We start from the raw sequence: 23,716 nt of genomic DNA, 5'->3' as shown, positions 1-23,716 counted from the left end.
GCTCGCGCAGGTTGCATGGTTGCGACGATTTCTTTTTCCGATTTGAGACGACCGATGGCTGGATCGACAATGGCACGGAAGGATCAGCTACAGGTGGGCTCCCTGCTCCGTCACTCGGTGGCGACCCTGCTCGCGACCACCGCGCTCGGCGTTGTCGCCGCGCATGCCGTCGACGGCACCTGGACCGGCAGCACCTCCAGCGAGTGGACGGACGGCACGAACTGGACCTCGACCCCGGCCGTTCCTGACGGCACCGCAACCTTCACCAATTCCGGCCCGGCCACAGTCGACAGCAACGGTTTCGTCAATGTCGGCGCCGTGGTGTTCACGGCCGCACCCAATGCGCAGGCCTACACGTTCAACGTCAACGACATCTTCGTGATCAACGGCGCCGGCATCTCCAACAATTCGACCAACGTCCAGACATTCGTCGCCGGCTCCAGCATGGTGTTCCTGAATTCGAGCAGCGCCAGCGGCGGCAGCAATGTCGTGACGTACAGCGTCAGCGGCGGCGCCATGAGCTTCAACGACACCAGCACCGCCGGCTCGGCTAACATCACCAATGGCGCCATCGGCGGCGGCGACATCGAGTTCAACGGGAGCAGCAACGCGGGAACCGCCACGATCCTCAACAACGCCGTGATCAACTTCAACGACACGAGCTCGGCGAACGGGTCTGTCATCACCAACAGCGCGACCGGCTTCCTGACGTTCAACATCTCGTCCACCGCTGGCGCGGCGACGATCTCCAACAGCGGCGCGCTGGTCTTCTCCGGTTCGGCCAGCGCCGGCAGCTCCACCATCACCACGGAGAACGGCGGCACCACGAGCTTCACCGGCTCCGCGACCGCCGCCGGCGCGCGCTTCATCACCAATGCCGGCGGCGTCTTCGACATTTCGGGCCTATCCAGCACCGGCACGACGGCCGGCTCGATCGAGGGCGCCGGCAACTACGTGCTTGGCGCCAAGACGCTCACCACCGGCAGCCTCGACACCTCGACCCAGGTCGATGGCGTGATCTCCGGCGCCGGCGGCGGCCTGACCAAGGTCGGCACCGGCACGCTGACGCTGACCGGCACCAACAGCTACACCGGCGCGACGACGATCTCGGCCGGAACGCTTGCGCTGTCGGGAAGCGGCAGCATCTCGAGTTCCAGTGTCGTCACGGTGAATGCGACGTTCGACATTCCGGCTTGACCTCGCCGCCGCTCGATTCGTTCATCACCACACTGGCCGGCAGTTCGAGCGGCGTCGTACAGCTCGGCTCCCACAGGCTTAACATCACCAGCGGTTCGACCGAGTTCGCAGGTTCGATACAGGGCGCGGCGGGATCGAAATCAGTGGCGGAACCCAGACACTGTCTGGCATCAACACCTATCTCAATCCGACGGTGATCCAGGGCGGCGCCACGTTGGCGTTGAAGGGCAACGGCTCGATCGCAAATTCGCTGTCCGCTGTCCGTCACCTTTGCGCCCGGCTTCGGACGCGCCACGCTGGACATTTCGCAAACAAACGCGGGCGCGTCGGTCGGCGGGCTTTATGATCCCTTCGCATTTGGAGTGGTCGCACTCGGATCGAAAACGCTCACCATCACCCACGGCAGCGTGTTCTCGGGCGTGATCCAGGACGGCGGCATCGGCGGCGGCACCGGCGGCAATCTGCTGATCGCAAACGGCGCCACCCAGCAGCTCGCCGGCATCAACACCTATACCGGCACCACGACGATCGCGAGCGGCGGCGAGCTCGACCTGATCAATTTCGGCGGTAGCGACGGCAGCATCGCGACCTCGAGCAACGTCATCGCCAACGGCGTCTTCGACATCGCGGGCCTGAGTGCCGGCACCGCGATCAAATCGCTGTCCGGCTCGGGCAACGTCAATCTCGGCGCCAACACGCTGACCATCACCAACGGCAACGGCACCTTCGCCGGCGTCATCAGCGACGGCGACGCGGGCGGCGGACTCACCATGGCCGGCGGCACGGAGATCCTCTCCGGCGCCAACACCTACAGTGGCGCGACCACCGTGAACGGCGGCAGGCTGGAGGTGAACGGCTCGATCACCAGCGCGTCCACCGTCAATGCCGGCGGCACGCTGGCCGGCTCCGGCAGCGTCGGCAGTGTCACCGTGAGCGGCGGCACGCTCGCGCCGGGCAGCGCGGGTGCGATCGGAACGCTGGCAATCAATGGCCCCCTGAGCTTCACTGCGGCCTCGACCTATCTGGTGCAGGTCTCCTCCACCAGCGCCAGCCTCGCGAGCGTCGCGGGCGCAGCCACGCTCGGCGGCGCGACAGTGAGCGCGACCTTCAGCTCCGGCACGGTCAAGAAGCAGTACACGATCCTGACCGCGACCGGCGGCCTCGGCGGCACCACCTTCAATCCGGCCGTCGTCTCCAACGTGCCGGCGCTGAACGCGACGCTGAGCTACGATGCCAACGATGTCTTCCTCAACATCGGCGTCAACTTCACGCCGAGCGGCGGCGGCCTGAACACCAATCAGCAGAACGTTGCGAACACGCTGACCAATTTCTTCAACACCACCGGCGGCATTCCCGCGGCCTTCGCCGCGCTGACGCCGGCAGGGCTGACCACCGCCTCGGGCGAGCTCGGCACGGGCATCATCCAGTCCGCGATCAACGCCGACGGCCAGTTCCTCAATCTGATGCTCGATCCGACCATCATCGGCCGCTCGGGCGGTTTCGCCAAGGCGGGCAGCGTCGCGCAATTCGCTGAGGGCGATGATGCGGCCGGCTATGCCGCGATGCGGCCCGCCAATGCGCGCGAGCGCGAGGCCTATGCGATGGCGACCAAGGTGCCGCAGCTGCTGGCGTCGCAGCTGAGCAGCCGCTGGAGCGTCTGGGCGGCAGGCTATGGCGGCTCGGCCCAAGTCGGCGGCAATGCGGCGATCGGCTCGCAGGATTTGACTGCGCGGGTCTGGGGCGGCGCCGCCGGCGCCGACTACAGGCTTTCAGTGGACACGCTGGTCGGCTTCGCGCTCGGCGGCGGCGGGCTGAACTACTCGCTCGCCAATGCGATGGGCGCGGGTTCGGCCGACCTGTTCCAGGCCGGCGTCTATGGCCGGCACAATTTCGGGCCGGCCTACCTCTCGGCCGCACTCGCCTATGGCTGGCACGACGTCACCACGAACCGCACCGTGCCGGCCGGCGGCTTCGACCAGCTCCAGGGCCGCTTCAAGGCCGATACCTTCTCGGCCCGCTTCGAGGGCGGCTATCGCTTCGCGACACGCTGGATCGGCATCACACCTTATGCGGCTGCGCAGGCGACCAACTTCAACCTGCCGAACTATTCCGAACTCAGTCTCAATGGCGGCGGCCTGTTCGCGCTGAACTACGCCTCGCAGTCGCTCACCGACACCCGCTCCGAACTCGGCCTGCGCACCGACAAATCCTATGCGGTGCAGGACGGCGTGCTGACCTTGCGCGGCCGCGCCGCCTGGGCGCACGACTACAATCCGAGCCGCGCCGTGACCGCATTGTTCCAGACCCTGCCGGGCACCAGCTTCGTCGTGAACGGCGCCCAGGCCGATGCCGATTCCGCGCTTCTCAGCGCCAGTGCCGAGATGAAATGGCTGAGCGGCTTCTCGATCGCCGGCACCTTCGACGGCGAGTTCTCCGGCAACGTTACCAGCTATTCCGGCAAGGGCGTGTTGAAATACAGCTGGTGAGAAGATCTAAAGCATGATCCGGAAAAGTACGAAGCTGTTTTCCGAAAAGATCATGCTCAAACAACAACCTAAAGCGCGATGACGATTCATCTCGATCTCATCGCGCTTTAGAGGCGTTTTCGAGCGAAGTGGTTGCCGGTTCGCGTCAAGAAAACGCGTCTCAACAAAAGCCTTGAGCCCTATTTTCCGGCCTGCCACTGCCCGGACACGCCCAGGATCACCCTGACGCGGCCGGTGCCGGCCTCGTTCAGCGCAGTCGTCTGCGGCACCTGGACGTCGAGCTGATCGACATACAGGAACGGCATGCCGGCTTCGAGGTCGTAGAGCAGCTTCTGCAGCGCCGGCTGGTCGAGCTCGCAGCTCACGACGAGACCGACGAAGCCGTCCTTCGCCTGAGCGCCCGAGACGTCCACCTGCGAGGACTGCACCGAGCCGCCGACATTGGCGACGGCGGCCGCAACCCGCTGCAACAGATTGGCGCCCGCGACCGTCACGGTCGGCCCTTCCAGGAACGGCGTGCCGGGATGCTCGGCCAAGGCTGCCGCAGCATTCTTCGCGCCGCCCTTGCGGCCGCGCAGCTGGTCGAGCAGGTCGGAGGTCTGCGCCAGCGCCTGGCGGTGAGCGAAGACGTCGGCGATCGACAGCCCCGCCATCAGCAGCAGCCCGCCGGCAACCGCGACATAGAGCGTGACCGCGATCAACGGCGAGCTTCCGAGCGCCCGCGTCACCGCGTTTCCGCTCGCGACCTTGGCGCTGCTGATGGTGCTGCTCATGGCACGTTCCTCGGCTCGATCTGCGCCTCGATGTGGAAGCGCTCGCCGGGATCTGACGAACTGCGCGTCGTCGGGGCGTAGAAGGTGGCGCGGGTGAAATGCTGGGACTGCTCGATCAGCGGGATCAGCGAGGGCGCATCGCGGGTGATGCCGCCGATCTGGAGCTTGTTGCCGGCCAGATGCAGCTCGGTGACATAGGTGTGGTCCGGCAGCAGACGGCTCAGCGATTCCAGCACGATCACGCTCGCCGGCGTCTCGTATTTGCGGCGTTCGAGCAATGCGAGCGGCGAACGCTCGCCGCCGTCGGCGCCACGCAGCGCGGCGCGGCGCTGGGTGATCTGCCGCTCGAGCTTGCTCTCCTGCGCGCTGAGGCTGTCGGCGAGATAACCCGCGGTCACCGACCCGATCACCGCGGCGACGGCGGCGACGGCGAGCACCAGTTGCAGCGTCCGGCTCAGCCGGGCCGGATCGATCGCGCCGCGCGACCTCTGCTCGAACACCTTGATGCGGCCGCCCTCGGCGGTCTCAGTCGCGACCGCGATCGCGGCCGGATGGAAGGGGGAGACCGCCTCGACATAGCTCATCGCCAACTTGCGCGGTGCGGCGGCGATCTCGGTGGTGATGCTCTCGCTGCCATGCGGCACCGGGGCGCTGCACCCGAACACGGCATCGCTCGCGCTCCACGGTGTCAGCCGATCGATCTGCGCCCGCACGATACCCTCGAGGAAATCGGCGGCGCGCGCCGGCAGCTCCAGCGGACGGAACAGGAAGCGCGCCCTCCGCAGCACGATCTCGACCCGGCTGCCGCGGACGATCTGCGCCAGGTTGGGACTTGCGAACTTGCCGTCCTCGAACGCGATCTCCTTCGGAACGTTCTCCGGCTTTGCCGTCTCCAGCGCAAAGGTGCCGCTCTCGGTCTCGACCAGCCGCACCACGCGCGGCGACACCATCCGCTCGAGGCCGGCAACCGCCGTGCCGGCCACGGTGCCGGTCCAGGTATCGAGAATGGCGCGAACAGAATCGAGCGAACTCATCTCACAGAGGCTTTCCGGCAGAACCGTCGAAGGCGTTATGCCACGACAAGACACGATACGGCTCATCGCTGCCTTCGAGAAGCAGGATGACGATTTCGGCCGAGCTGCGCCGGTGCGACGGCGCCTCGGCGACGACGGTCAGCCGGTACGCCCGCGAGCCGTCGGTCGTCACATTGGCGCCGCCGGCGAGGCTGACCAGGGATCGCGGATCGACCTTGGGGTCAGTGCGGTCGCGCAGCAGCTGTTGCAGCGTCTCGGGCGTCATGCCCGGCAGTGCCGCCAGCACCTGCGGCGCGGCGTCCAGCAGATTCACCGTCCGCATGTTGCTGAACACGGTGACGAAGGGCATCGCACGCTCGACGACGGCGGCCGGAATGCCGCGCACGAGCCAGAGCTCGTCGCTGTGCGGGAACGGCGCATGGCGCGGCAGATAGGACGCGCCCAGCGTGCGGTAATAGGAATCCTCCGGATTGTCCTGGCCGGCTTCCGTCGCGGAGCGCCAGGCGAGGATCCGGTCCGCATAGGCCGGCGCGTCCGTCTCCGAGACGCCGAGCGCCGTCATCAGGCCCGCGAGCAACGCCTTCGGCGCCATGTTGAGATCGACCCGCGCCGCCTCCGAGCGGAAGGTCACGCTCACCCGGCCGGCGCCGACGCGGGCATTGAAGGTGCCGCTGGTCGGCCGCACCGCTTCGTTCTGCGCCGTCAGCCGGTAGGCGGTGAGCTCGATGCCGGCGTTGACGAGCGCATCGGTCTGCAACCGGTCGGCGTTGACCGCGACGGTGATCGCAGTGTTGGTGACATAGGTGAGGTAAATCAGCGCGAGCGCGGCCAGCGCCGCCAGGATCCAGAGCACGACGACGACGATGAAGCCGCGGGGATCGCCGATAGCCTCGCAATTCTGCGCCGTGCGGCTCACAATTGCTGCTCCTCTTTCTGCGCCTGTTGCGGCCCGGTGCGCGCCGCCACGCAGGTGGTCGGATTCTTGGCCCGCGCGCATTCGGCGGGCGCCGTGATGTGCGGGATCACCGCGCCTGAGACCGCGAGCACCTGCCCGTTGGCGCCGTTGCGCACGGTGATGCGGATGCGATCCGGCAGCTGGCTCTGGCCGCGCCAGGTCGGCTGCCATTGCCCGTCCGGTCCGGCATAGGAGAAGCTGACGCGGAACGGGGCGCGGATCAGCACGACCTGGTCGACGAAGCGGATTTGCCCGTCGGTCGGCATCGGCTGGAACGGCGCGCGCTCGCGCACCAGCGCCAACCCCTGCGAATCGGCCTTCTCGATCAGGCGGATGAATTCGAGACCCGGACGCGTGCTCGGACCGAGCGCGGTGCGCAGGAAGGTCACCGACAATTCGGCGCCGTCGAACAGCGGCACCTTGGCGTCGCCGTTCACGGTCATCTGCTCGGCGACCGACAAATCGGCGACGATGCGGTCGAGCCCGGTGGCGAGACGTTCGGCCCGCTGCACCCGCGCGATGCCGCGATTCCAGTTCGGCAGCCATTGCGCCGTCACCGTCGCCAGCGCCGCCAGGATGACCGTCATCAGCAGCGTCGCAAGCAACACTTCGAGCAGGGTGAAGCCCGCCTCATCGGCCAGCGTGCGGCGCAGGCGCCTCATTGTGTGGCCCTCGGCACCAGCTTCACCGTCGTGATCTGGATCGCAGCGCCGTCGCCGCGCTGGAGGCGCAGATTGACGGCCATCGGCACGAAGCGGTTGGCGGCGGGATCCTCGCCCGCGACGTTCATCGGCGCGATGTCGACGCGCCAGCGTGTGCCGGACAGCTCGCCACTCTGCCGGCCCGGCTTCAGCAAGGCCCGCGGCGGCAGGTCTGCCAGCAGCCGCTCGGCGGTGCCGGCCAGCGCCAGCCGCTGGTCGATCGAGCGCGTGCCCTTCGCCGTCGTGGCGATGACCGAGCCGATGGTTCCGAGCACGGCGACGATGATCGCAAGCGCCACCAGCGCCTCGATCAGGGTGAAGCCGGCGGCGCCGTCAGAGCAGCTTCTGCAGGACAATCTCGACCCCTCCGGTCAGCCAGTTGACGCGCACCTCATAGCCCATGCCGGGCCGCGCCAGCGCGATCGTCCCGCCGCACGACATGCCCGACGGAAAGAAATCGATCGACCGCCCCGCCGCCCGGTCGGCGCAGCGCGAGGCCAGCGTCGCCGCCATCACCACGTCGCGGGGCAGGCGGATGATTTGTCCGGTGACGCCCGAACGGATCGCGCGCGCCTCCGCATCCACCACGGTCGTCACCCTGGTCTGCCGGCGCAGCGCCGCGTTGCGGTCGGCCTTCAGGAGGGCTGCGGTCTCGACCGCATAGCTCTCCAGCTTGGCACGCGTCGTCGTGTGCGGGACAGCCGGCAGGATGATCGCCGCGAGCAGCCCGATGATGGCGAGCACGCACAGGATCTCGATCAGCGCGAAGCCGCGCGCATCAACGAGGTCCTCAGCGCGCGCCGCTGACAATGTCGGCTGCCGTTCCACTGCCGCCTTCCTGACCGTCCGATCCGAGCGAGATGATCTCGTAAGGCGCGCTCGCGCCCGGCGAGCGATAGACATAGATGTGGCCCCAGGGGTCATTCGGCACCATGCCGCCGCGCAAATAAGGCCCGTTCCAGCCGGCCTGGTTGTTGCTGCGGGTCAGCGCGGTGAGGCCCTCGTTCGAGGTCGGATAGCGGCCGAGATCGAGATAATAGAGATCAAGTGCGCTGGAGAAGCTCTCGATCTGGATCTTCGCCGCCTTCGCTTTGGACTCGCTGAGATAGTTCAGCACCCGCGGGCCGACCAGCGCCATGATCATCCCGATAATGGTGATGACGACCAGCATCTCGACGAGCGTGAAGCCGGCCTCACCTCGGGCCGCACGCCGCCGGCCGCGCCTTAACGATGGATGTTTGGTCACTTCAAGTCTCTCCCCTTACCTGCCCGCTACTCGCGCGTTGCCTGGCCTAACCGACAATCTGGCTCACCGACATCAGCGCCGTCATCACCGACGTGATCAGGCCGCCGACCACCAGCGAGATCGCGATGATCGCCGCCGGCCCCGCGACGCCGACCGCACGGTCGAGCGTTCGCTGCAATTTCGTTTCATAGAACTCGGCGACGCGTCCAGACAGCATCGGCAATTGCCCGGTCTCGTCGCCGAGCCGGAGCATGCGCACGGCCATCGCCGGCAATGCCTCGGTTTCGGCCAGCGCGTCGGAGAGCTTGGAGCCGTGGCGGACGCGATCGGCGGCATCGCTCCAGACCGCGGACGGTCCGGTCGTCGCCATCATGTCGATCAGGATGCGCAGCGTGGTGGTCAGATTGACGCCGCTGCCGAGCAGCAGGCCGAGATTGCGGCAGAACAGCGCCGTGCGGTACGCGCTCATGATGTTGCGGATCGCCGGCAGCCGCACGATCGCATTGGTGATGCCGTGGCGGATACGCTGCTGCCGCAACATGAGCCATGTCGCGGCGATGATGACGGCAAGGCCGGCCAGCACCGTGTCGGAATTGCTGCGCAGGAAGGTCGAGATGTTGAGGAATACGCCGACCACCGGATCGACCTTGGCGCCGAAATCCTGCAGCACGCTGGCAAACTGCGGCAGCACGAAGCTGAGGAAGAACAGCAGCACACAGCCGGCAGCGCCGAGCACGAACAGGGGATAGCGGATCGCATCCGACAGCCGGCGCCGCAGGGCTTCGCCGCGCGCGCGTTCGCCCGCCAGCACCTCCAGCACCTGATCCAGTGATCCCGAGGCCTCGCCGACTCGGACGAGCGCGATGTACATCGGCGGAAATAGCCCCTCGTGCCGCGCCAGCGCCTCGGCAAAGCTCTCGCCCGAGACGACGCGCGAACGGATGTCGGCCACGACCGAGCGCAGCCGGCCGAAATCGGGGTCGGCCGCGAGCAGCTCCAATCCGTCGTTGATGCGGGCGCCGGCACGCAGCAGCAGCGCGAGGTCGCGGGTGAAAATGGTGACGTCTTCCGGCTTCGGCTTGTTGAAGAGGTTGAAGAAACCGCCCGCCGCGCCGCCCTCATCCGGCGTGACGTTGTCGACCAGCACGAGGCCGAGCCGCTCGATCCGCGGCCCGACATCGCCCGGCGCAGGCGCGGCAATGGCGCCGGAGATCAGGTCGCCGTTGGCATTGAGCGCGCGGTAGCGATAGTTCGGCATGGGTCCTATAGCTGAATGAGCTTGGGTCGAATGCATTGGCCGCGCACTCGGTGCACCTCTCCCGCTTGCGGGAGAGGTCGGCGCGAAGCGCCGGGTGAGGGCTTTCTCCTCTGGGGGGTCCTCGCTTGAGGAGACCCCCTCTCCCCAACCCTCCCCTGCAAGCGGGGGAGGGAGCGCACCTCGCTCGTCGCAGCGAATGAATCAAATCGCATCATGTTCATCGCACCGTCGTGACGCGGAAGACCTCGGGCACGGTCGTCAATCCGGCCCGGCATTTGGCGACCGCATCCTCCAACATCGTCGTCATGCCGCCACGCATCGCGGCGGCATCGATGGAGTGGGAGTCGGTCTGCGGCCCGATCAGCCCGCGCACCTCGTCAGACATTTCGAGGATCTCGAACACACCGTTGCGGCCGCGATAGCCGGTGCCGCCGCAGCGTTCGCAGCCGCCGGCCTCGTGCACGACCTCGCCGCACTTGAAGCCGATCACCGCAAAGCGCGGGTCCTTGGCGAGATCGGCCTCGGTCAGCGCGTGCGGCACCTTGCAGCGGTCGCACAGCATGCGCACCAGCCGTTGCGCCACCACCGCACGCAGCGTCGACTTCAGCAGAAAACCCTCGATGCCGAGATCGATCAGGCGCGGCACCGCGGCCGCCGCCGTCTCGGTGTGCAGCGTCGTCAGCACGAGGTGGCCGGTCAGTGCGGCATGGATGGCGATATGCGCGGTCTCGGCGTCGCGGACCTCGCCGACCATGATCACGTCGGGGTCCTGGCGCACGAAGGCGCGCATGGCGGAGGCGAAGGTCAATCCGATCGACGGCTTGACCTGCGACTGGTTAATGCCGGGGATCTCGTACTCGACGGGATCCTCGATGGTGAGGATCTTGCGCGTCGGCTCGTTCAGGATCGACAGCATGGTCGCAAGCGTCGTGGTCTTGCCGCTGCCGGTCGGCCCGGTGATCACGATCATGCCGTGCGGCATTGCCAGCATCCGCGTCATTGCGCGTTCGTCGCGGGCGCTGAGGCCGAGCTTGCTCATTTCCAAGAGGCCGCGGTCGCGCGGCAACAGACGGATGACGGCGCTCTCGCCGTGCTGCGTCGGCATGGTGGCGACGCGAACGTCGATCTCGCTGCGCCCCACACGCACGCGGGCGGCGCCGTCCTGCGGCAGGCGCCGTTCGGCGATGTTGAGGCTGGCGAGAATCTTGATGCGCGAGATCAGCGCCTGCGGCGGGATGCCCTGCGGCGACGGCAGCGCGCGCAGCAGGCCATCGACGCGCATGCGCACCGTGAGCCCAGCGCGGAACGGCTCGACGTGGATGTCGCTCGCACGCAAGTCCACCGCGCGCTCCAAGAGATCGTTGAGCGCGCGCACCACAGGTGCGCCGCTGGCGAGATCGCGCAGGCTCTCGATATCGTCGTCGGACTGCTGCGCAACGCTTCTGCCGCTTCGATCGGCAGTCGCGTCGTCGGCATCGGCCCGTTGATCGAGAACGGTCGTAATATCCTCATATGACGCTACGACGACATCGACCGGTGTTCCGAACACGATTTCCGCGGCGCGCGTGGCGGCCGTGTCGGAGGGGTCGGCGACAGCGAGCCGAACACCGTCGTCCGGCGCAATGAAGGGAAAGATGGTGGATTCGCGCAGGAAACGGCGCGAAAACCCGTCGAGACGAGGTGTCGCCGCGAGCAATTGCGGAAGATTCAGCCGCGGCAGATCGAAATAATGCGATACTTCATCGGCGAATTCGGTGGCGGAAAGATCGGTGGCCTCCCACAATTCGCGTAAGGGGCGCGTCAGCGCGGGATTGGCCGACTTGTCCGCATGGGCATGCGCCCGCAGCGGCAGTGAATATTTTTCCAGGAGGTGCTGCCGGAAGCTCTCTGCGGAGCGGTCGCGCATCGCATTCACAGCGTTGACCTTGTTACTTGAATGCAACAACTTCGGCGGGGCGGGAGGCCCTTTACCCTTGACTTATTTCTTAGCAAAAACATAATCGTGGCGCAAACTTGTTGCGCGTCCGAACCGAGGGGGATCGGATGCAATTTCCAGTCACATCTAGCGTTGGCAGGCGTATTTTGTTTGAGGTGGTCCAGCCGCTCTTGCGCCTGCGTTCGGCGCTGCCTGCTGCGCTTGTCTTGTTGTCGTCCGCCTTCCTGCTCGGCGCCTGCATCGTCACCGCCGACCAGTCGATCGAATCCGATCCGAAGGATCCGCGCGCCCAGGACATTGCCGACAAGATCCGCTCGCTGGACCTTGAGCCGCGGCAACCCACCGATACCGGCGCGACCGGCATCGCCCAGTCGAAATCGTCCAAGCCGGCGATCTATCTGAGCGATGATGCGACGCCGCAAGGCGGCGCGCTGGCCGAGCGCGATGACGGCGGCGGCAGCGGCTATGATCTCAATTTCGAGAACGCACCGGTGGCCACCGTCGCAAAGGTCATTCTCGGTGACGTCTTGAACGTCGGCTACACGATCGACCCGCGCGTGCAGGGAACCGTGACGCTGGCCTCGGTGCGCCCAGTGCCCAAGGCGGACGCGCTCTACGTGCTGGAGAACGCGCTGCGCATGTCCGGCGTCGCATTGGTGCGCGACCGCACCGGCTATCGCCTGCTGCCGGCGCCGGAGGCCGGTCCCGGCGGCGTGGACCGCTCGAACGTCGCTGCCGGCCAGGGCATCTCGGTGGTGCCGCTGCGCTATGTCTCGGCGCAGAACATCTTCAAGCTGCTCGATGCCTTCGGCGTCAAGGCCGCGACCATGCGCCCGGACAATTCCCGCAACACGCTGATCGTCAGCGGCAGCGGCAGCGACCGGGCGACCGCCGTCGACACCATTCTCTCCTTCGACGCCGACTGGATGCGCGGACAATCCGTCGGCATCTTCCCGGTGCACAATTCCGCGCCGGAGCCCATCATCAGCGAGATCGAGAAGATCATGGATTCCGGCGACGGTGGGATGAGCCAGAACGTGATCAAGCTTCAGCCGATCGCGCGGCTCAACTCGATCCTCGTGGTGAGCCAGAAGCCGGAATATCTGAAACGCGCGCAGACATGGATCGCGCGGCTCGACCGCTCCGACACCGACGGGGTGAACCTGAAGTCCTATCCGCTGCGCTACGGCAATTCCAAGCTGGTCGTGGCGATGCTGAACGATATGCTGCTCAACCAGGGCTCGGCGAGCAGCTCGACGCTCGACAACGCCTCGAGCCAGATCTCGCCCGGCTCCGGGATGTCGACGACATTATCCTCCACCAATCCCGTAGCGTCGCTGAGCGCGCTGCCGACCGCCGCCGCCGGCGCCACGACGCCGGTCAGCGGACCGGCCGGCTCGGCGCTCGGCGCCCGTCCCGCTCCGGCCGCCTCGGCGACGCCGGCGCAGGACAACGGTCTCGGGGGACTGTCAAGCGGCGGTGCAAAGCCCGGCGCCAACGCCATCCTGCAGAACGTGCGGATCACGGCCGACGTCACTAACAATGCCGTGCTGGTCTATGCCAACCAAGACGCGCAGCGCATCGTCGAGCAGACCATCCGCCAGATCGACCGGCCGCAGCGCCAGATCGCGATCGAGGCGACCATCGCCGAGGTGACGCTGAACAATCAGTTGAACTACGGCGTGCAGTTCTTCCTGGCGAGCCAGAAAGGCTCGATCTCCAACACCGTCTCTGGCATCAGCAACGCCGCAACGGTCGGCAGCAACACCGAGGCGACGAGCAACGCGGTCAACGCCGCCGCCGGCGCCCTACTCGGCCGCGCCTTGCCCGGCTTCAATTTCCTGATCGGGTCGGAAAATTCGCCGCGCGTCGTGCTCGATGCGCTGCATAACGTCACCGACGTCAAGGTGCTGTCGAATCCCTCGCTGGTGGTGCTCGACAACCAGACCGCGACCTTGCAGGTCGGCGACCAGGTGCCGTTCTCGACCGGCACTGCGACCGTGCTGACCGCCAACAACACCGTGGTCAACACCATCGACTACAAGAACACCGGCATCATCCTGCGCGTGCTGCCGCGCGCCAATGCCAACGGCAACGTCGTGCTCGACATCGAGCAGGAGATTTCCAGCGTTGCGGCCGGCAGCGCCTCGCTGACGCCGACGATCTCGCAGCGCCGGGTCAAGAGCTCGATCGCGGTGATGAGCGGGCAGACGGTGCTGCTGGCCGGCCTGATCAGCGAGACCGAGAACAAGCAGCGCCAGGGCATACCGATCCTCGATTCGATCCCCGGCATGGGCGATGCCTTCTCGCACCAGACCAACGCGCGCGCCCGCACCGAGCTGATCCTGTTCATCCGCCCGACCGTGATCAAGGACGGCGTCGATGCTCATGTCATCGCCGAGGAGATGCGCACCAAGATGAACAGCCGTCTGGTCGGGACCAGCAATCCCGTGGTCACTGTGCCCAAGGCGGCACGCTAGGGCATGGTCCGGACCCGAAGGGCCACGTTGATGCAAGGCATGCAGCGGCTTTCCGGAAAGATCATGCGCCAACAACAACCGTGACGGATCAGGTGGCGGACGAAGAGACGGGCCCTTCGCTCGCAATCGGCATCGCCCTGCTACTGGGCGTGTTCGCAAGCCTCGTCACCGCGCCGGGCGCGGAGGGCCTTTACGGCGCCTTTTTGGCCGCGCTGATGCTGGCGATCGCGACGTACGATGCGCGCCACTATCTCATTCCGAACGAACTGACCGGCACGGCTTTCGCGCTCGCCCTGCTCCGCGCCGGCGCGTTCGTGCCTGATCTCGGCATCGAGGCCCTGCTGTGGCCGCTGGCCCGGGCCGCGGCGGTCGCGCTGCCGCTACTGCTGCTGATGCTGGCCTACCGCCACTGGCGCGGCCGCGACGGGCTTGGGTTCGGCGACGTCAAGCTCGCGGCGGTGTGCGGGGCCTGGCTCGATCTTGCCACCGTGCTGGCGGTGATCGAGCTTGCGGCGCTGCTGGCGATCGGCGCCTATGTCATCAATGCTGCCCTGCAAAGGAAACGGCTGCGCGCGACCGCGTTCCTGCCGTTCGGGCTGTTCCTGGCACCGGCCATCTGGATCGGTTGGCTGGGCGAGACCTGGTATCTCAACTGGCTCGGCGGCTGGCCGGGCTAAAGCACGACGATGTCAGGATTATTCGTCGTTCCGGCGCAGTCTCCCTGCCCCTCACGCTCTACTGTGCATGGGGTTGTTTTCGCGTTTTTTATTTTGCGACTGCCGAAAGCACCGGGCCGGCAGGGTCAGTGCTCCCGGCTCGGGGCCCATTCCAGGGCCCGCAGGCGGGCCTGGGCGATCTCCCCACGCGTCATCTTGGTGGTGACGGCATCGCGGATCCTGGCCCGCGACTCGCGCACCCGGGGCGGCGATGCTGCCGTCGACAGGTTGAGCCATTTGGAGGCCTCGACGATGTCCTGGGGCACGCCCTGGCCGCGGTCATAGAGCAGGCCCAGCGAATATTGGGCGCGGCTGTCGCCCTGCTCCGCCGCGCGGCGGTACCACATCGCAGCTTCCGTATAGTTCATCGGCACGCCGCGGCCGGTCTCGAACAGGAAGCCGAGATAGGTCTGCGCCGCGGCATTTCCGCGCTCGGCGAGCGGGATGAAGATGCGGGAGGCCGTCACATAGTCCTGGCGCTGGAACGCGGACACGCCCTGGCGCAATGACAGGGCGTACGCCGGCATCGCCGTCACGAGCAGAAGCACGGCGACGGCACAGGCCCGCCTGCCCCGCCGCACAGCACCTGCATGGCGCCGCAGAGCATCGCATTCATTGAGAGATTTCATGCCGTTCCTTCCCTGCCTGCCGACGAGACTAGTCCGCCGCTGGACCAGAATCCAGAGCACGGCCGCGCGGCCGATTTGACGGTTTGGATCTAATCCGTCAGTGCGACGAATACGTGATGTTCGACCGCGTCCAGCACGTCAAACGGCACTGGCACAATCAAGCGCCCAGCGCGCATCCCGGCGCAAGTTTCATGCACCGCGTTCCGCGCCGGTGCACAAGCCTCAGCTCAGGATGAAATGGCCGGCAGCGTCGATATGGAAGTGCTGGTCCAAGAACGACGTGTCGACATGACCGCTTGCCGACTGGGCAGCAAGCCAATTCGCGAACTGGCCGGAGTCGTTGGACACCCATCCGGCGGAGCTCGTTGTCTCCGTAGCCACTGTGACCGGCGGCGAGCTGCGGAACAGAAATGAATCGCCCGGCGTACTTGCCATGCCGCTTGCAGGGGAAGCGCCAATCACGCCGTCGCCGTTGAGATCCTGATGGAAGCTGCTCTCCACCGTCGCAATCGACGTCGGCGTCATGTCGCTGCCGCTGAGATAGTTGCCGTTGCTGTCGGTTTGCCAGACCGAATAGCTGCTGCCGCTGCCATACTTCCAGGCCACCTCATAGCCGCTGGACGTCGCCTCGGCCCCGATCGGGGTCCAGGCGCCGAGCTGTCCCTGAGTCATGGCGGCTCCGCCCAGCTTCAGTGTCGGTCCCGTGCCGCCCGCGACGGGGTTGAGGTAGTAGTTGCTCCCCGTCAGCACGAGACTGGTCGATCCCAAAGCCTCGATCGTGGTGCTCGACGTGCTCGTCGGCGTGATCACGCCGTCGCCGTTGAGATCCTGGTGGAAGCTGCTCTCCACCGTCGCGATCGACGTCGACGTCATATCGCTGCCGCTGACGTAATTGCCGTTGCTGTCGGTCTGCCAGACCGAATAGCTGCCGCTGCTGCCGTATTTCCAGGCCACCTCATAGCCGCTGGACGTCGCCTCGGCCCCGATCGGAGCCCAGGCGCCGAGCTGCCCCTGAGTCATGGCGGCGCCACCCAGCTTCAGTGTCGGTCCCGTGCCGCCCGAGACGGGATTGAGGAAGTAGTTGCTTCCCGTCAGCACGAGGCTGGTCGATCCCAAGGCCTCGATCGTGGTGCTGCTCGATGAGTTCGCGGCCGTGATCACGCCGTCGCCATTGAGATCCTGATGGAAGCTGCTCTCCACCGTCGCGATCGACGCCGACGTCATGTCGCTTCCGCTAACATAGTTGCCGCTGCTGTCGGTGTGCCAGACCGAATAGCTGCCGCTGCTGCCGTATTTCCAGGCCACCTCATAGCCGCTGGACGTCGCCTCGGCCCCGATCGGAGTCCAGGCGCCGAGCTGTCCCTGCGTCAGGGCGGCGCCGCCCAGCTTCAGTGTCGGCCCGGTGCCGCCCGAAACAGGATTGAGGTAATAGTTGTTTCCCGTCAGCACGAGGCTGGTCGATCCGAAGGCCTCGATCGTGGTGCTCGACGTGCTCGCCGGCGTGATCACGCCATCGCCGTTGAGATCCTGATGGAAGCTGCTCTCGACCGTCGCGATCGACGTCGACGTCATGTCGCTGCCGCTGATATAGTTGCCGTTGCTGTCGGTCTGCCAGACCGAATAGCTGCCGCTGCTGCCGTACTTCCAGGCCACTTCGTAACCGGTGGACGTCGCCTCGACCGCGATCGGCGTCCAGGCGCCGAGTTGTCCCTGCGTCACTGCGGCGCCGCTCAGCTTCAGTGTCGGCCCCGTGCCGCCCGCGACGGCATCGAGGAAATAGTTGCCGCCGGACTGGACGAGGCTGGTCGCGCCGAGCGCCTCGATCGTGACCGGACCGACCTGGCTGAGCAGCGTGGCGCTGGTGATCGTGCCGTCGGCAAACTGGAATGCCTCGATGCCGGTCGCGGTATCGACGCCGTCAGGCGAGCCGGAGCGCAAATCGGTGAGCGTGAACGTATCGGTGCTAGCGTTGTAGGTGACGCCGTAATTGGCCCTGTTACCCGAATACACCGCAGTGTCGGCGCCAGATCCGCCCACAATGGTGTCGTTGCCGCCGCCGCCGGTGATCGTGTCGTTGCCGGATCCGCCGTTGAGCACGTTGGCAATGGCATTGCCGAGGATGGTATCGTTGCCGGAGCCGCCTGTCGCATTGTCGATGTAGGAGCGCGCGTCGCCGTTGTAGAGATAGGCGTTGTAGACATTGCCCGACGCGTAATGGCCATCTCCGAGATAGGCCAATTGCGCGGTGGAGAACACCGACGATGCACCGGGATTGAGATTGATGCTCAGGTTCGTCGTGTAGTTCGACAGGTCGTAGGTGTCGACGCCGCCGCCGTCCCAGACGGTCTCGTAGATGCGGTTGGCCGACCCGCCGACGCCACCGCCCGGCGCGAGTTGCCCGACGCCGTTGATGAACTCCTGCCCCGTCGTCGGGCTCCAGGTGTAGACCGTGCTGCCGCTCTGGGTCGTGTAGTTCGCGCCATACATCGTCTGGAGCGCGAGGATATCGTTGGCCATATAGGTCTGCGGATATCCGTAGGCCTCATTGGTGTAGCCGGCCGTCGTCGAAGCACCGACATAGCTGCGATAGCTCATGACAGTGTATTCGCTGTCGTCATGGGCGCTTGGCACCGCGACGTTGGCGACGCCGCCCGTCTCTTGGCTGTGCTTGAGGCCGAAGGCATGGCCGAGCTCGTGCAGCGCCGTCGTGAAATAGTAATTGCCGAGCTTTGCCTGGGTGTAGTCGTAATCGGTGCCGAACCACACGTCGCCGCCGGCAGCATAGTTGCCGGGGTAATAGGCATAGGAGGTCGGGTTGGCCGACGGCGACTGCGCGATCATGATGTCGGCGCTGTTCGCGCCGTTATACGTGATGCTGGCGTTGGTGTAGCTCTGGATCAGTCCGATCGCGTAATTGATCGCCGCCTGCATCTGGCTCGGCGCCGAAGCGAAGCCCGAGGTGGTCGGCTCGCTGCTGCCGCCGCTGTAGGAGCTGGGGTAATCGCTGGGCGAGTCGGGGAAGCTGTAGGAGATCACGCCGGACCATTTGACGCCCGACAGCAGACCGTCGATATCCGCGTTATTGGTCTGAGTGACGGAAACAGAAGTGGCCAATGGAACTCTCCGGGAACGGCGCGCCTCGCGCGATTCGTGAGCAGGCGCTTGATTCTAGCTAGAGAACTATACGTTTGGTTTAAATTTGGCAGCGGCGCCCGCCCCCCTGCCATAATGCCTTGTTAGTCATGAAATCCCGTAGTCATACGGACCGCCGGCAGGATGCGGGTTCCGCCTCTTGCTATGATTTGTGAAGGAAATCATGAAATTAGCCCCATTGTCAGCCGGTCTGATTGGTCTCGTGGCGGTGCTCGCGGGACCGGATCGCTTGTCCATCGGAGAACAGCCAGCCATGGTCGCTACCGCCAACGCTGATGAAAGCGGCAAAGAAACCGGCAACGAGGCCGGCAAGGAAGTCGGCAGCGCAGGACGCGCGTCCACCATGCCAATGGCCCGTGATCCTTCCGCTGCGGTGGCGGAGGAGTACGAAGCCGCCCGCCGCAAGGGAACGCGAGAGGCGTTGGAGCTCTTCCTGGCGCGCCACGGCGATGATCCGCTGGCCGAGCAGGCGCGTGCCGAGCTGAAGCGCCTGTCGCGCTGATCTCGTCGCCGCGCCAAATTCGCACGAGGCATCGCATTTTGGCAGGTTGCATCGGCGCCGCGCCGGACTTGCCGCATGGCCTTTCGGCACTATGGTAGGCCCGCAATCCATCCCGGAGCCTTTCACGATGCCCTTTCCGCATGCCTCGGCAGCCCTGTCGCGCTTCACCGTGCTCGATCTGACCCGCGTCCGCTCCGGGCCCACCTGCGTGCGGCAGCTCGCAGATTGGGGCGCGAACGTAATCAAGATCGACGCCCTGACCGAGGATGCCGGCGGCGAGCAGCCGGGCGGACCACGGCACGGCGCCGACTTCCAGAATTTGCACCGCAACAAGCGGGCGATGACGCTGAACCTGAAGGACGCGCGCGGCCTTGCCGTGTTCAAGCGCCTCGCCGCCAAGGCCGACGTCGTGGTCGAGAATTTCCGGCCTGACGTGAAGAAGAAGCTCGGCATCGACTATGAGAGCCTCGCCGCGATCAATCCGCGCATCGTCTATGGCAGCATCTCCGGCTTCGGCCAGGACGGCCCCTATCACAAGCGGCCGGGCTTCGATCAGATCGCGCAAGGAATGGGCGGGCTGATGTCGATCACCGGCGCGCCGGGCCAGGGCCCGATGCGGGTCGGCATTCCCGTCGCCGACCTCACGGCGGGACTGTTCTGCGCCATCGGCATTCTCACCGCGCTGCTCGAGCGCGAGGTCTCGGGCAAGGGCCAGTGGGTGCAGACCTCACTGCTCCAGGCCCAGATCTTCATGCTCGACTTCCAGGCCGCGCGCTGGCTGATGGAGAAGGAGGTCGCCAAGCAGGCCGGCAACAACCACCCGACCAGCATCCCGACGGGCGTGTTCAAGACCTCCGACGGCTACATCAACATCGCCACGACAGGCGGGCGGATCTGGGAGCGCTGCGCTCAGGCGATCGGCGCACCGGAGCTCTATGCCCATCCCGACTATGCGACGGCCCCTGCCCGCTCCAGGAACCGCGACGCGCTCAACGCCGAGATCGAGAAGCGCACGGTGACGAAGTCGACCGAGACCTGGGTCCGCGAGCTCAACGAGGCCGGCGTGCCGTGCGGGCCGATCTACGCCATCGACCAGATGTTCGAGGATGCGCAGGTCAAGCATCTCGGCATCGCGCAGGACGTGCCGAACGACGAGGACCGCCACATCCGCCTGGTCGGCCAGCCCGTGACGCTGTCGCGCACGCCGAGCAGGATGGTGGCGCGGCCGCCGGAATTCGGCGAGCAGACCGATGAGGTGCTGAAGGAGTTCGGCCTCAGTGCGGACGAGATTGCGAAGCTCAAGGACGCCAAGGTGGTGTAGGCCGCCCGCGGCCGATGCGGACGAGCAAACCGTCAACGAGTGGCCAAAACAGCAGCACGATCGCCAGCGTCGCGATCGAGCCGACCAGACCGTTCGACCAGAACACTTTGAGGTCACCGCCGGAGCCGATCATCGACAGGCGGAAGGCATCCTCGGCGCGGTTGCCGAGCACCAGCGCCAGCGTGAACGGCGCCAAGGGAATGCCGATCTTTTTGAAGACGTAACCGACGACACCGAAGCCGAGCATCAGCCAGATGTCGAACATCGCGTTCTGGATCGCGTAGGCGCCGATCGCGCAGGACACCACGATCATCGGCGCCACCGCGGCGAAGGGCACGCGCAGGATCGAAGCGAAGACGGGCACCGTGGTCAGCACCAGCACGAGGCCGACGACGTTGCCGAGATACATCGAGGCGATCAGGCCCCAAACGAAATCCTTGTGCTCGACGAACAGCAGCGGCCCGGGATTGAGACCCCACACCATCAGGCCGCCGAGCAGGATCGCCGCAGTGCCGGAGCCGGGAATGCCGAGCGCCAGCATCGGCAACAGCGCCGATGTCCCGGACGCATGCGCCGCCGTTTCCGGGGCGAACACGCCCTCGATGCGGCCCTTGCCAAAGCTCTCGGGATCCTTGGCGAAGCGTTTTGCAAGATTGTAGCCCATGAAGGACGCCGCGATCGCACCGCCCGGGGTGATGCCGAGCCAGCAGCCGATGAAGGAGGAACGCAGCAGCGTCACCCAGTATTTCGGCAGGTCCTTCCACACGCCGAGCACGACGCGCAGCGAAATGCTCGCCGCGTGGCCGCGCAAAGCGAGGCGCTCCTCCATGGTCAGCAGGATCTCGCTGATGCCGAACAGGCCGATCACGGCGACCAGGAAGTTGATGCCGCGCAAGAGCTCGGCCGAGCCGAAGGTCATGCGCAGATTGCCCGACACCGTGTCCATGCCGATGCCGGCGAGCAGCAACCCCAGCGACATCGAGATCACCGTCTTGTGCTTGGCCTCGCGCCCGAGGCCGACGAAGGAGCAGAAGGTCAACAGATACACCGCGAAGAACTCGGGCGGCCCGAACTTGAGCGCAAAAGACGAGATCATCGGCGCAAGGAAGGTGATCAGCAGCACCGCGACCAGCGAGCCGATGAAGGACGACGTGAACGCCGCGGTCAGCGCTTCGGCCGCCTTGCCCTGCTGCGCCATCGGATAGCCGTCGAAGGTGGTCGCGACCGACCAGGCCTCACCTGGGATGTTGAACAGGATCGACGTGATCGCGCCGCCGAACAACGCGCCCCAGTAGATGCAGGACAGCATCACGATCGCCGAGGTCGGATCCATCGTGAAGGTGAGCGGCAGCAGGATCGCAACGCCGTTGGGGCCGCCAAGCCCCGGCAGCACGCCGACGAAGATGCCGAGCACGAGCCCGACCATCATCAGCACGAGCGTCTTCCACGTCAGCAGGACGGCGAAGCCGTGAAGCAGGAGACCGAAAGCTTCCATCGCGGGCCCGCCTAGTAGCCGAAGGCCGCTTCCAGCGGCCCCTTCGGCATGATGACGTCGAAGGCGATGTCGAAGGTGACGAACATGATCGCAGTGAACACAAGAGCGGTGAGCAGCGACTTCCACAGCGCGATCTTGCCGACGAGGCGCATGAAGCCGGCAATCAGCAGGAAGCTCGCGACATAGAGGCCGAGGAACTGCGTCACGACGCAGAACAGCAGCGTTGGCACGAACACTGCCATCACCCGGCGCGCCTGCGCGCGCGTGACGAAGCTCTCAGCCGCCTTGCGGTGCGCGACCAGCGCCACGATCAGTCCGTACAGGCTGCTGCCGCCGAGGATGACGGAGAGATAGAACGGGAAATAGCCGGGCTCGGGCCCGGTCGCATCCCAGGAGGCGCCGGTACGCCAATTGTCGTAGCCGAGCGTGACGGCGAGCGCGAGCAACAGCAGGCAGACGATGATCTCGATCGTGCCGGAGGAGACGACGGAGGGCGAGTCGTCCTCAGGCGCAGTCGGATCGTCGACGACGATTTCAAGATCGGTTTGGGACATGCTCTGTTAGGGACGGAGTGCGGTCAATTCTCCCTCTCCCCGCTTGCGGGGAGAGGGTCGGGGTGAGGGGGAGTCTCCGCGTAAACGGTGAGAGTTGGATTCGCGGAGAGTCCCCCTCACCCGCATCTTCGATGCGATGCGACCTCTCCCCGCAAGCGGGGAGAGGTGAAAGAATCACTTCGCGCTGAAACCGGCTTCCGTCATCAGCGACTTGTTGGTGGCATCGTCCTCTTCGAGGAACTGCACCATGTCCTTGCCGGTGAGGAAGATCGGCTTCAACGCCTGCCTCTCCATATAGTCCTTGTATTCCGCGGTCTGCGTCACTTTGTGGAGCAGCTCGACATAGAACGCCTGCTGCTCCGGCGTGACCTTGCCGGGCAGGAACATCGCGCGCAGCATCAGATACTGGACGTCGACGCCCTCTTCCTTGCAGGTCGGGATGTCGGCCCAGGACTGGGTGTCCGTCACCTTTGTGGTGTAAGAGATGCGCTCCTTGTCGAACACGCAGAGTGGACGCACCTGGCCGGCGCGCCAGACCTCGAGATTTTCACTGGGGTTATTGACGTTGGCTTCGGTGTGGTTGCCAACCAGCTGGGTCGCGGCCTCGCCGCCCGACTTGTAGGGCAGATAGGAGAACTTTGCGCCGGTCTTCTGCTCCAGGAAGACGGTCAGCACGTGGTCCTCGCGTTTGGAGCCGGTGCCGCCCATCTTGAACGGCGCGCTCGCCGCCTTCGCGGCCGCGACGAATTCCTTCACCGTCTTGGGGCCGGCACTGTTGTCCCACAGCACGAACTGGTCGAGCGCGATCACCGCGACGGGGGTCAGCTCACGCCAGTTGAACGGAATCTTCGCCGACAGCGGCAGCATGTAGATCAACGAATAGGCGATCAGCACCTTGTTCGGATCGCCCTCGCTCGATTTCATGTACATCAGCGCTTCCGCGCCCGACGCGCCGCCCTTGAGCGAGACCACGACTGGCTGCTTCATCAGATTGTTCTTCTGGATCGCGGCCTGCATCATCCGCGCCATCTGGTCGGAGGCGCCGCCCGCGCCCGCCGCGACCACGATCTCGACCGGTTTGGTCGGTTCCCAGCCGGCCAAGGCCGGCGCGCTGCAAAGCGTAGCCGCCAGCACGACCGCGGCCTTCATTCCATGTCCCACGCGCATCTTCCCTATGTTCTTGTTGGTATTGGCAATTCGCGGAAGCCAGCGAACGGCATTGTGCGGGCGAATACCGGTCAGTTCAAGCCTGGCTGGCATCGGCCCGCTTATGACTTTGG

Annotated in this window: 21 protein-coding genes; 6 read left to right on the top strand and 15 right to left on the bottom strand. The window is 65.9% G+C overall.

Features of this window, described 5'->3' with window-relative positions; translation table 11 throughout:
• Positions 1-69: 69 nt before the first annotated feature.
• Positions 70-1,197, top strand: a complete 1,128-nt coding sequence (locus JJB99_RS36255) for an autotransporter-associated beta strand repeat-containing protein (protein WP_246775241.1) — start codon at positions 70-72, stop codon at positions 1,195-1,197.
• Here the strand turns inward: JJB99_RS36255 and JJB99_RS36250 are convergent.
• Positions 1,163-1,492 (bottom strand): hypothetical protein, encoded by a 330-nt coding sequence (locus JJB99_RS36250; protein ID WP_246775240.1) that lies wholly within the window; start codon positions 1,490-1,492, stop codon positions 1,163-1,165. The two genes, JJB99_RS36255 and JJB99_RS36250, sit on opposite strands and share 35 nt — an antisense overlap.
• Before the next feature lie 67 nt (positions 1,493-1,559).
• Between JJB99_RS36250 and JJB99_RS36245 the strand changes: the two genes are divergently transcribed.
• Positions 1,560-3,683 (top strand): autotransporter outer membrane beta-barrel domain-containing protein, encoded by a 2,124-nt coding sequence (locus tag JJB99_RS36245; RefSeq protein WP_246775239.1) that lies wholly within the window; start codon positions 1,560-1,562, stop codon positions 3,681-3,683.
• Between the two features lie 179 nt (positions 3,684-3,862).
• Here the strand turns inward: JJB99_RS36245 and gspM are convergent, their stop codons facing one another.
• From gspM to JJB99_RS13590, 9 genes are all read right to left on the bottom strand, one after another.
• Positions 3,863-4,456, bottom strand: a complete 594-nt coding sequence (gspM, locus tag JJB99_RS13630; RefSeq protein ID WP_200499231.1) for a type II secretion system protein GspM — start codon at positions 4,454-4,456, stop codon at positions 3,863-3,865.
• On the bottom strand, positions 4,453-5,490 hold the full coding sequence (locus JJB99_RS13625) for a PilN domain-containing protein (protein WP_200499230.1): 1,038 nt from the start codon (positions 5,488-5,490) through the stop codon (positions 4,453-4,455). The genes gspM and JJB99_RS13625 overlap by 4 nt, the downstream gene beginning before the upstream one ends.
• A 1-nt stretch (position 5,491) precedes the next feature.
• Positions 5,492-6,406: a general secretion pathway protein GspK gene (locus JJB99_RS13620; protein WP_246775238.1), complete on the bottom strand. Its 915-nt coding sequence runs from the start codon at positions 6,404-6,406 to the stop codon at positions 5,492-5,494.
• The gene (locus JJB99_RS13615; RefSeq protein ID WP_200499228.1) at positions 6,403-7,107 is read right to left on the bottom strand and encodes a general secretion pathway protein GspJ; all 705 of its coding nucleotides are present in this window, start codon (positions 7,105-7,107) and stop codon (positions 6,403-6,405) included. The genes JJB99_RS13620 and JJB99_RS13615 overlap by 4 nt, the downstream gene beginning before the upstream one ends.
• On the bottom strand, positions 7,104-7,502 hold the full coding sequence (locus tag JJB99_RS13610) for a type IV pilus modification PilV family protein (RefSeq protein WP_200499227.1): 399 nt from the start codon (positions 7,500-7,502) through the stop codon (positions 7,104-7,106). Before JJB99_RS13610 ends, JJB99_RS13615 begins: the two co-directional genes overlap by 4 nt.
• Positions 7,480-7,974, bottom strand: a complete 495-nt coding sequence (locus JJB99_RS13605) for a prepilin-type N-terminal cleavage/methylation domain-containing protein (RefSeq protein ID WP_200499226.1) — start codon at positions 7,972-7,974, stop codon at positions 7,480-7,482. Before JJB99_RS13605 ends, JJB99_RS13610 begins: the two co-directional genes overlap by 23 nt.
• Complete coding sequence (gspG, locus tag JJB99_RS13600) at positions 7,937-8,392, bottom strand: type II secretion system major pseudopilin GspG (RefSeq protein ID WP_200499225.1); 456 nt, start codon at positions 8,390-8,392, stop codon at positions 7,937-7,939. Before gspG ends, JJB99_RS13605 begins: the two co-directional genes overlap by 38 nt.
• 46 nt (positions 8,393-8,438) lie before the next feature.
• Positions 8,439-9,650, bottom strand: a complete 1,212-nt coding sequence (locus tag JJB99_RS13595; RefSeq protein ID WP_200499224.1) for a type II secretion system F family protein — start codon at positions 9,648-9,650, stop codon at positions 8,439-8,441.
• Positions 9,651-9,867: 217 nt separating this feature from the next.
• Positions 9,868-11,556: a GspE/PulE family protein gene (locus tag JJB99_RS13590; RefSeq protein ID WP_433995768.1), complete on the bottom strand. Its 1,689-nt coding sequence runs from the start codon at positions 11,554-11,556 to the stop codon at positions 9,868-9,870.
• 137 nt (positions 11,557-11,693) lie between these two features.
• Between JJB99_RS13590 and gspD the strand changes: the two genes are divergently transcribed.
• Together gspD and JJB99_RS13580 are read left to right on the top strand one after the other, a co-directional pair.
• On the top strand, positions 11,694-14,066 hold the full coding sequence (gene gspD / locus JJB99_RS13585) for a type II secretion system secretin GspD (RefSeq protein ID WP_200499223.1): 2,373 nt from the start codon (positions 11,694-11,696) through the stop codon (positions 14,064-14,066).
• A gap of 80 nt (positions 14,067-14,146) precedes the next feature.
• Positions 14,147-14,743 (top strand): prepilin peptidase, encoded by a 597-nt coding sequence (locus JJB99_RS13580; RefSeq protein ID WP_200499222.1) that lies wholly within the window; start codon positions 14,147-14,149, stop codon positions 14,741-14,743.
• A gap of 125 nt (positions 14,744-14,868) precedes the next feature.
• Here JJB99_RS13580 and JJB99_RS13575 read toward each other — a convergent pair whose 3' ends face one another.
• A complete protein-coding gene (locus JJB99_RS13575; protein ID WP_246775237.1) occupies positions 14,869-15,411 on the bottom strand; it encodes a tetratricopeptide repeat protein in 543 nt (180 codons plus the stop codon).
• Between the two features lie 222 nt (positions 15,412-15,633).
• Positions 15,634-18,525 carry a M10 family metallopeptidase C-terminal domain-containing protein gene (locus JJB99_RS13570; RefSeq protein WP_246775236.1) on the bottom strand — a complete coding sequence of 964 codons (2,892 nt, stop codon included), beginning with the start codon at positions 18,523-18,525 and terminating at the stop codon, positions 15,634-15,636.
• A gap of 202 nt (positions 18,526-18,727) precedes the next feature.
• Here JJB99_RS13570 and JJB99_RS13565 point away from each other — a divergent pair, with 202 nt between their 5' ends.
• Positions 18,728-19,066: a hypothetical protein gene (locus JJB99_RS13565; protein WP_200500149.1), complete on the top strand. Its 339-nt coding sequence runs from the start codon at positions 18,728-18,730 to the stop codon at positions 19,064-19,066.
• A gap of 127 nt (positions 19,067-19,193) precedes the next feature.
• The gene (locus JJB99_RS13560) at positions 19,194-20,387 is read left to right on the top strand and encodes a CaiB/BaiF CoA transferase family protein (RefSeq protein WP_200499221.1); all 1,194 of its coding nucleotides are present in this window, start codon (positions 19,194-19,196) and stop codon (positions 20,385-20,387) included.
• Here JJB99_RS13560 and JJB99_RS13555 read toward each other — a convergent pair.
• From JJB99_RS13555 to JJB99_RS13545, 3 genes are all read right to left on the bottom strand, one after another.
• On the bottom strand, positions 20,365-21,882 hold the full coding sequence (locus JJB99_RS13555) for a tripartite tricarboxylate transporter permease (protein WP_200499220.1): 1,518 nt from the start codon (positions 21,880-21,882) through the stop codon (positions 20,365-20,367). The genes JJB99_RS13560 and JJB99_RS13555 overlap by 23 nt on opposite strands.
• 11 nt (positions 21,883-21,893) lie before the next feature.
• On the bottom strand, positions 21,894-22,436 hold the full coding sequence (locus JJB99_RS13550) for a tripartite tricarboxylate transporter TctB family protein (protein ID WP_200499219.1): 543 nt from the start codon (positions 22,434-22,436) through the stop codon (positions 21,894-21,896).
• Positions 22,437-22,610: 174 nt separating this feature from the next.
• Entirely contained in the window at positions 22,611-23,585 is a 975-nt protein-coding gene (locus tag JJB99_RS13545; RefSeq protein WP_200499218.1) for a Bug family tripartite tricarboxylate transporter substrate binding protein, read from the bottom strand.
• Positions 23,586-23,716 lie beyond the last annotated feature (131 nt).

Source organism: Bradyrhizobium diazoefficiens (assembly GCF_016616235.1).
GTDB classification, from domain to species: domain Bacteria; phylum Pseudomonadota; class Alphaproteobacteria; order Rhizobiales; family Xanthobacteraceae; genus Bradyrhizobium; species Bradyrhizobium diazoefficiens_H.
This window is presented reverse-complemented; position numbering and strand designations above follow the sequence as displayed.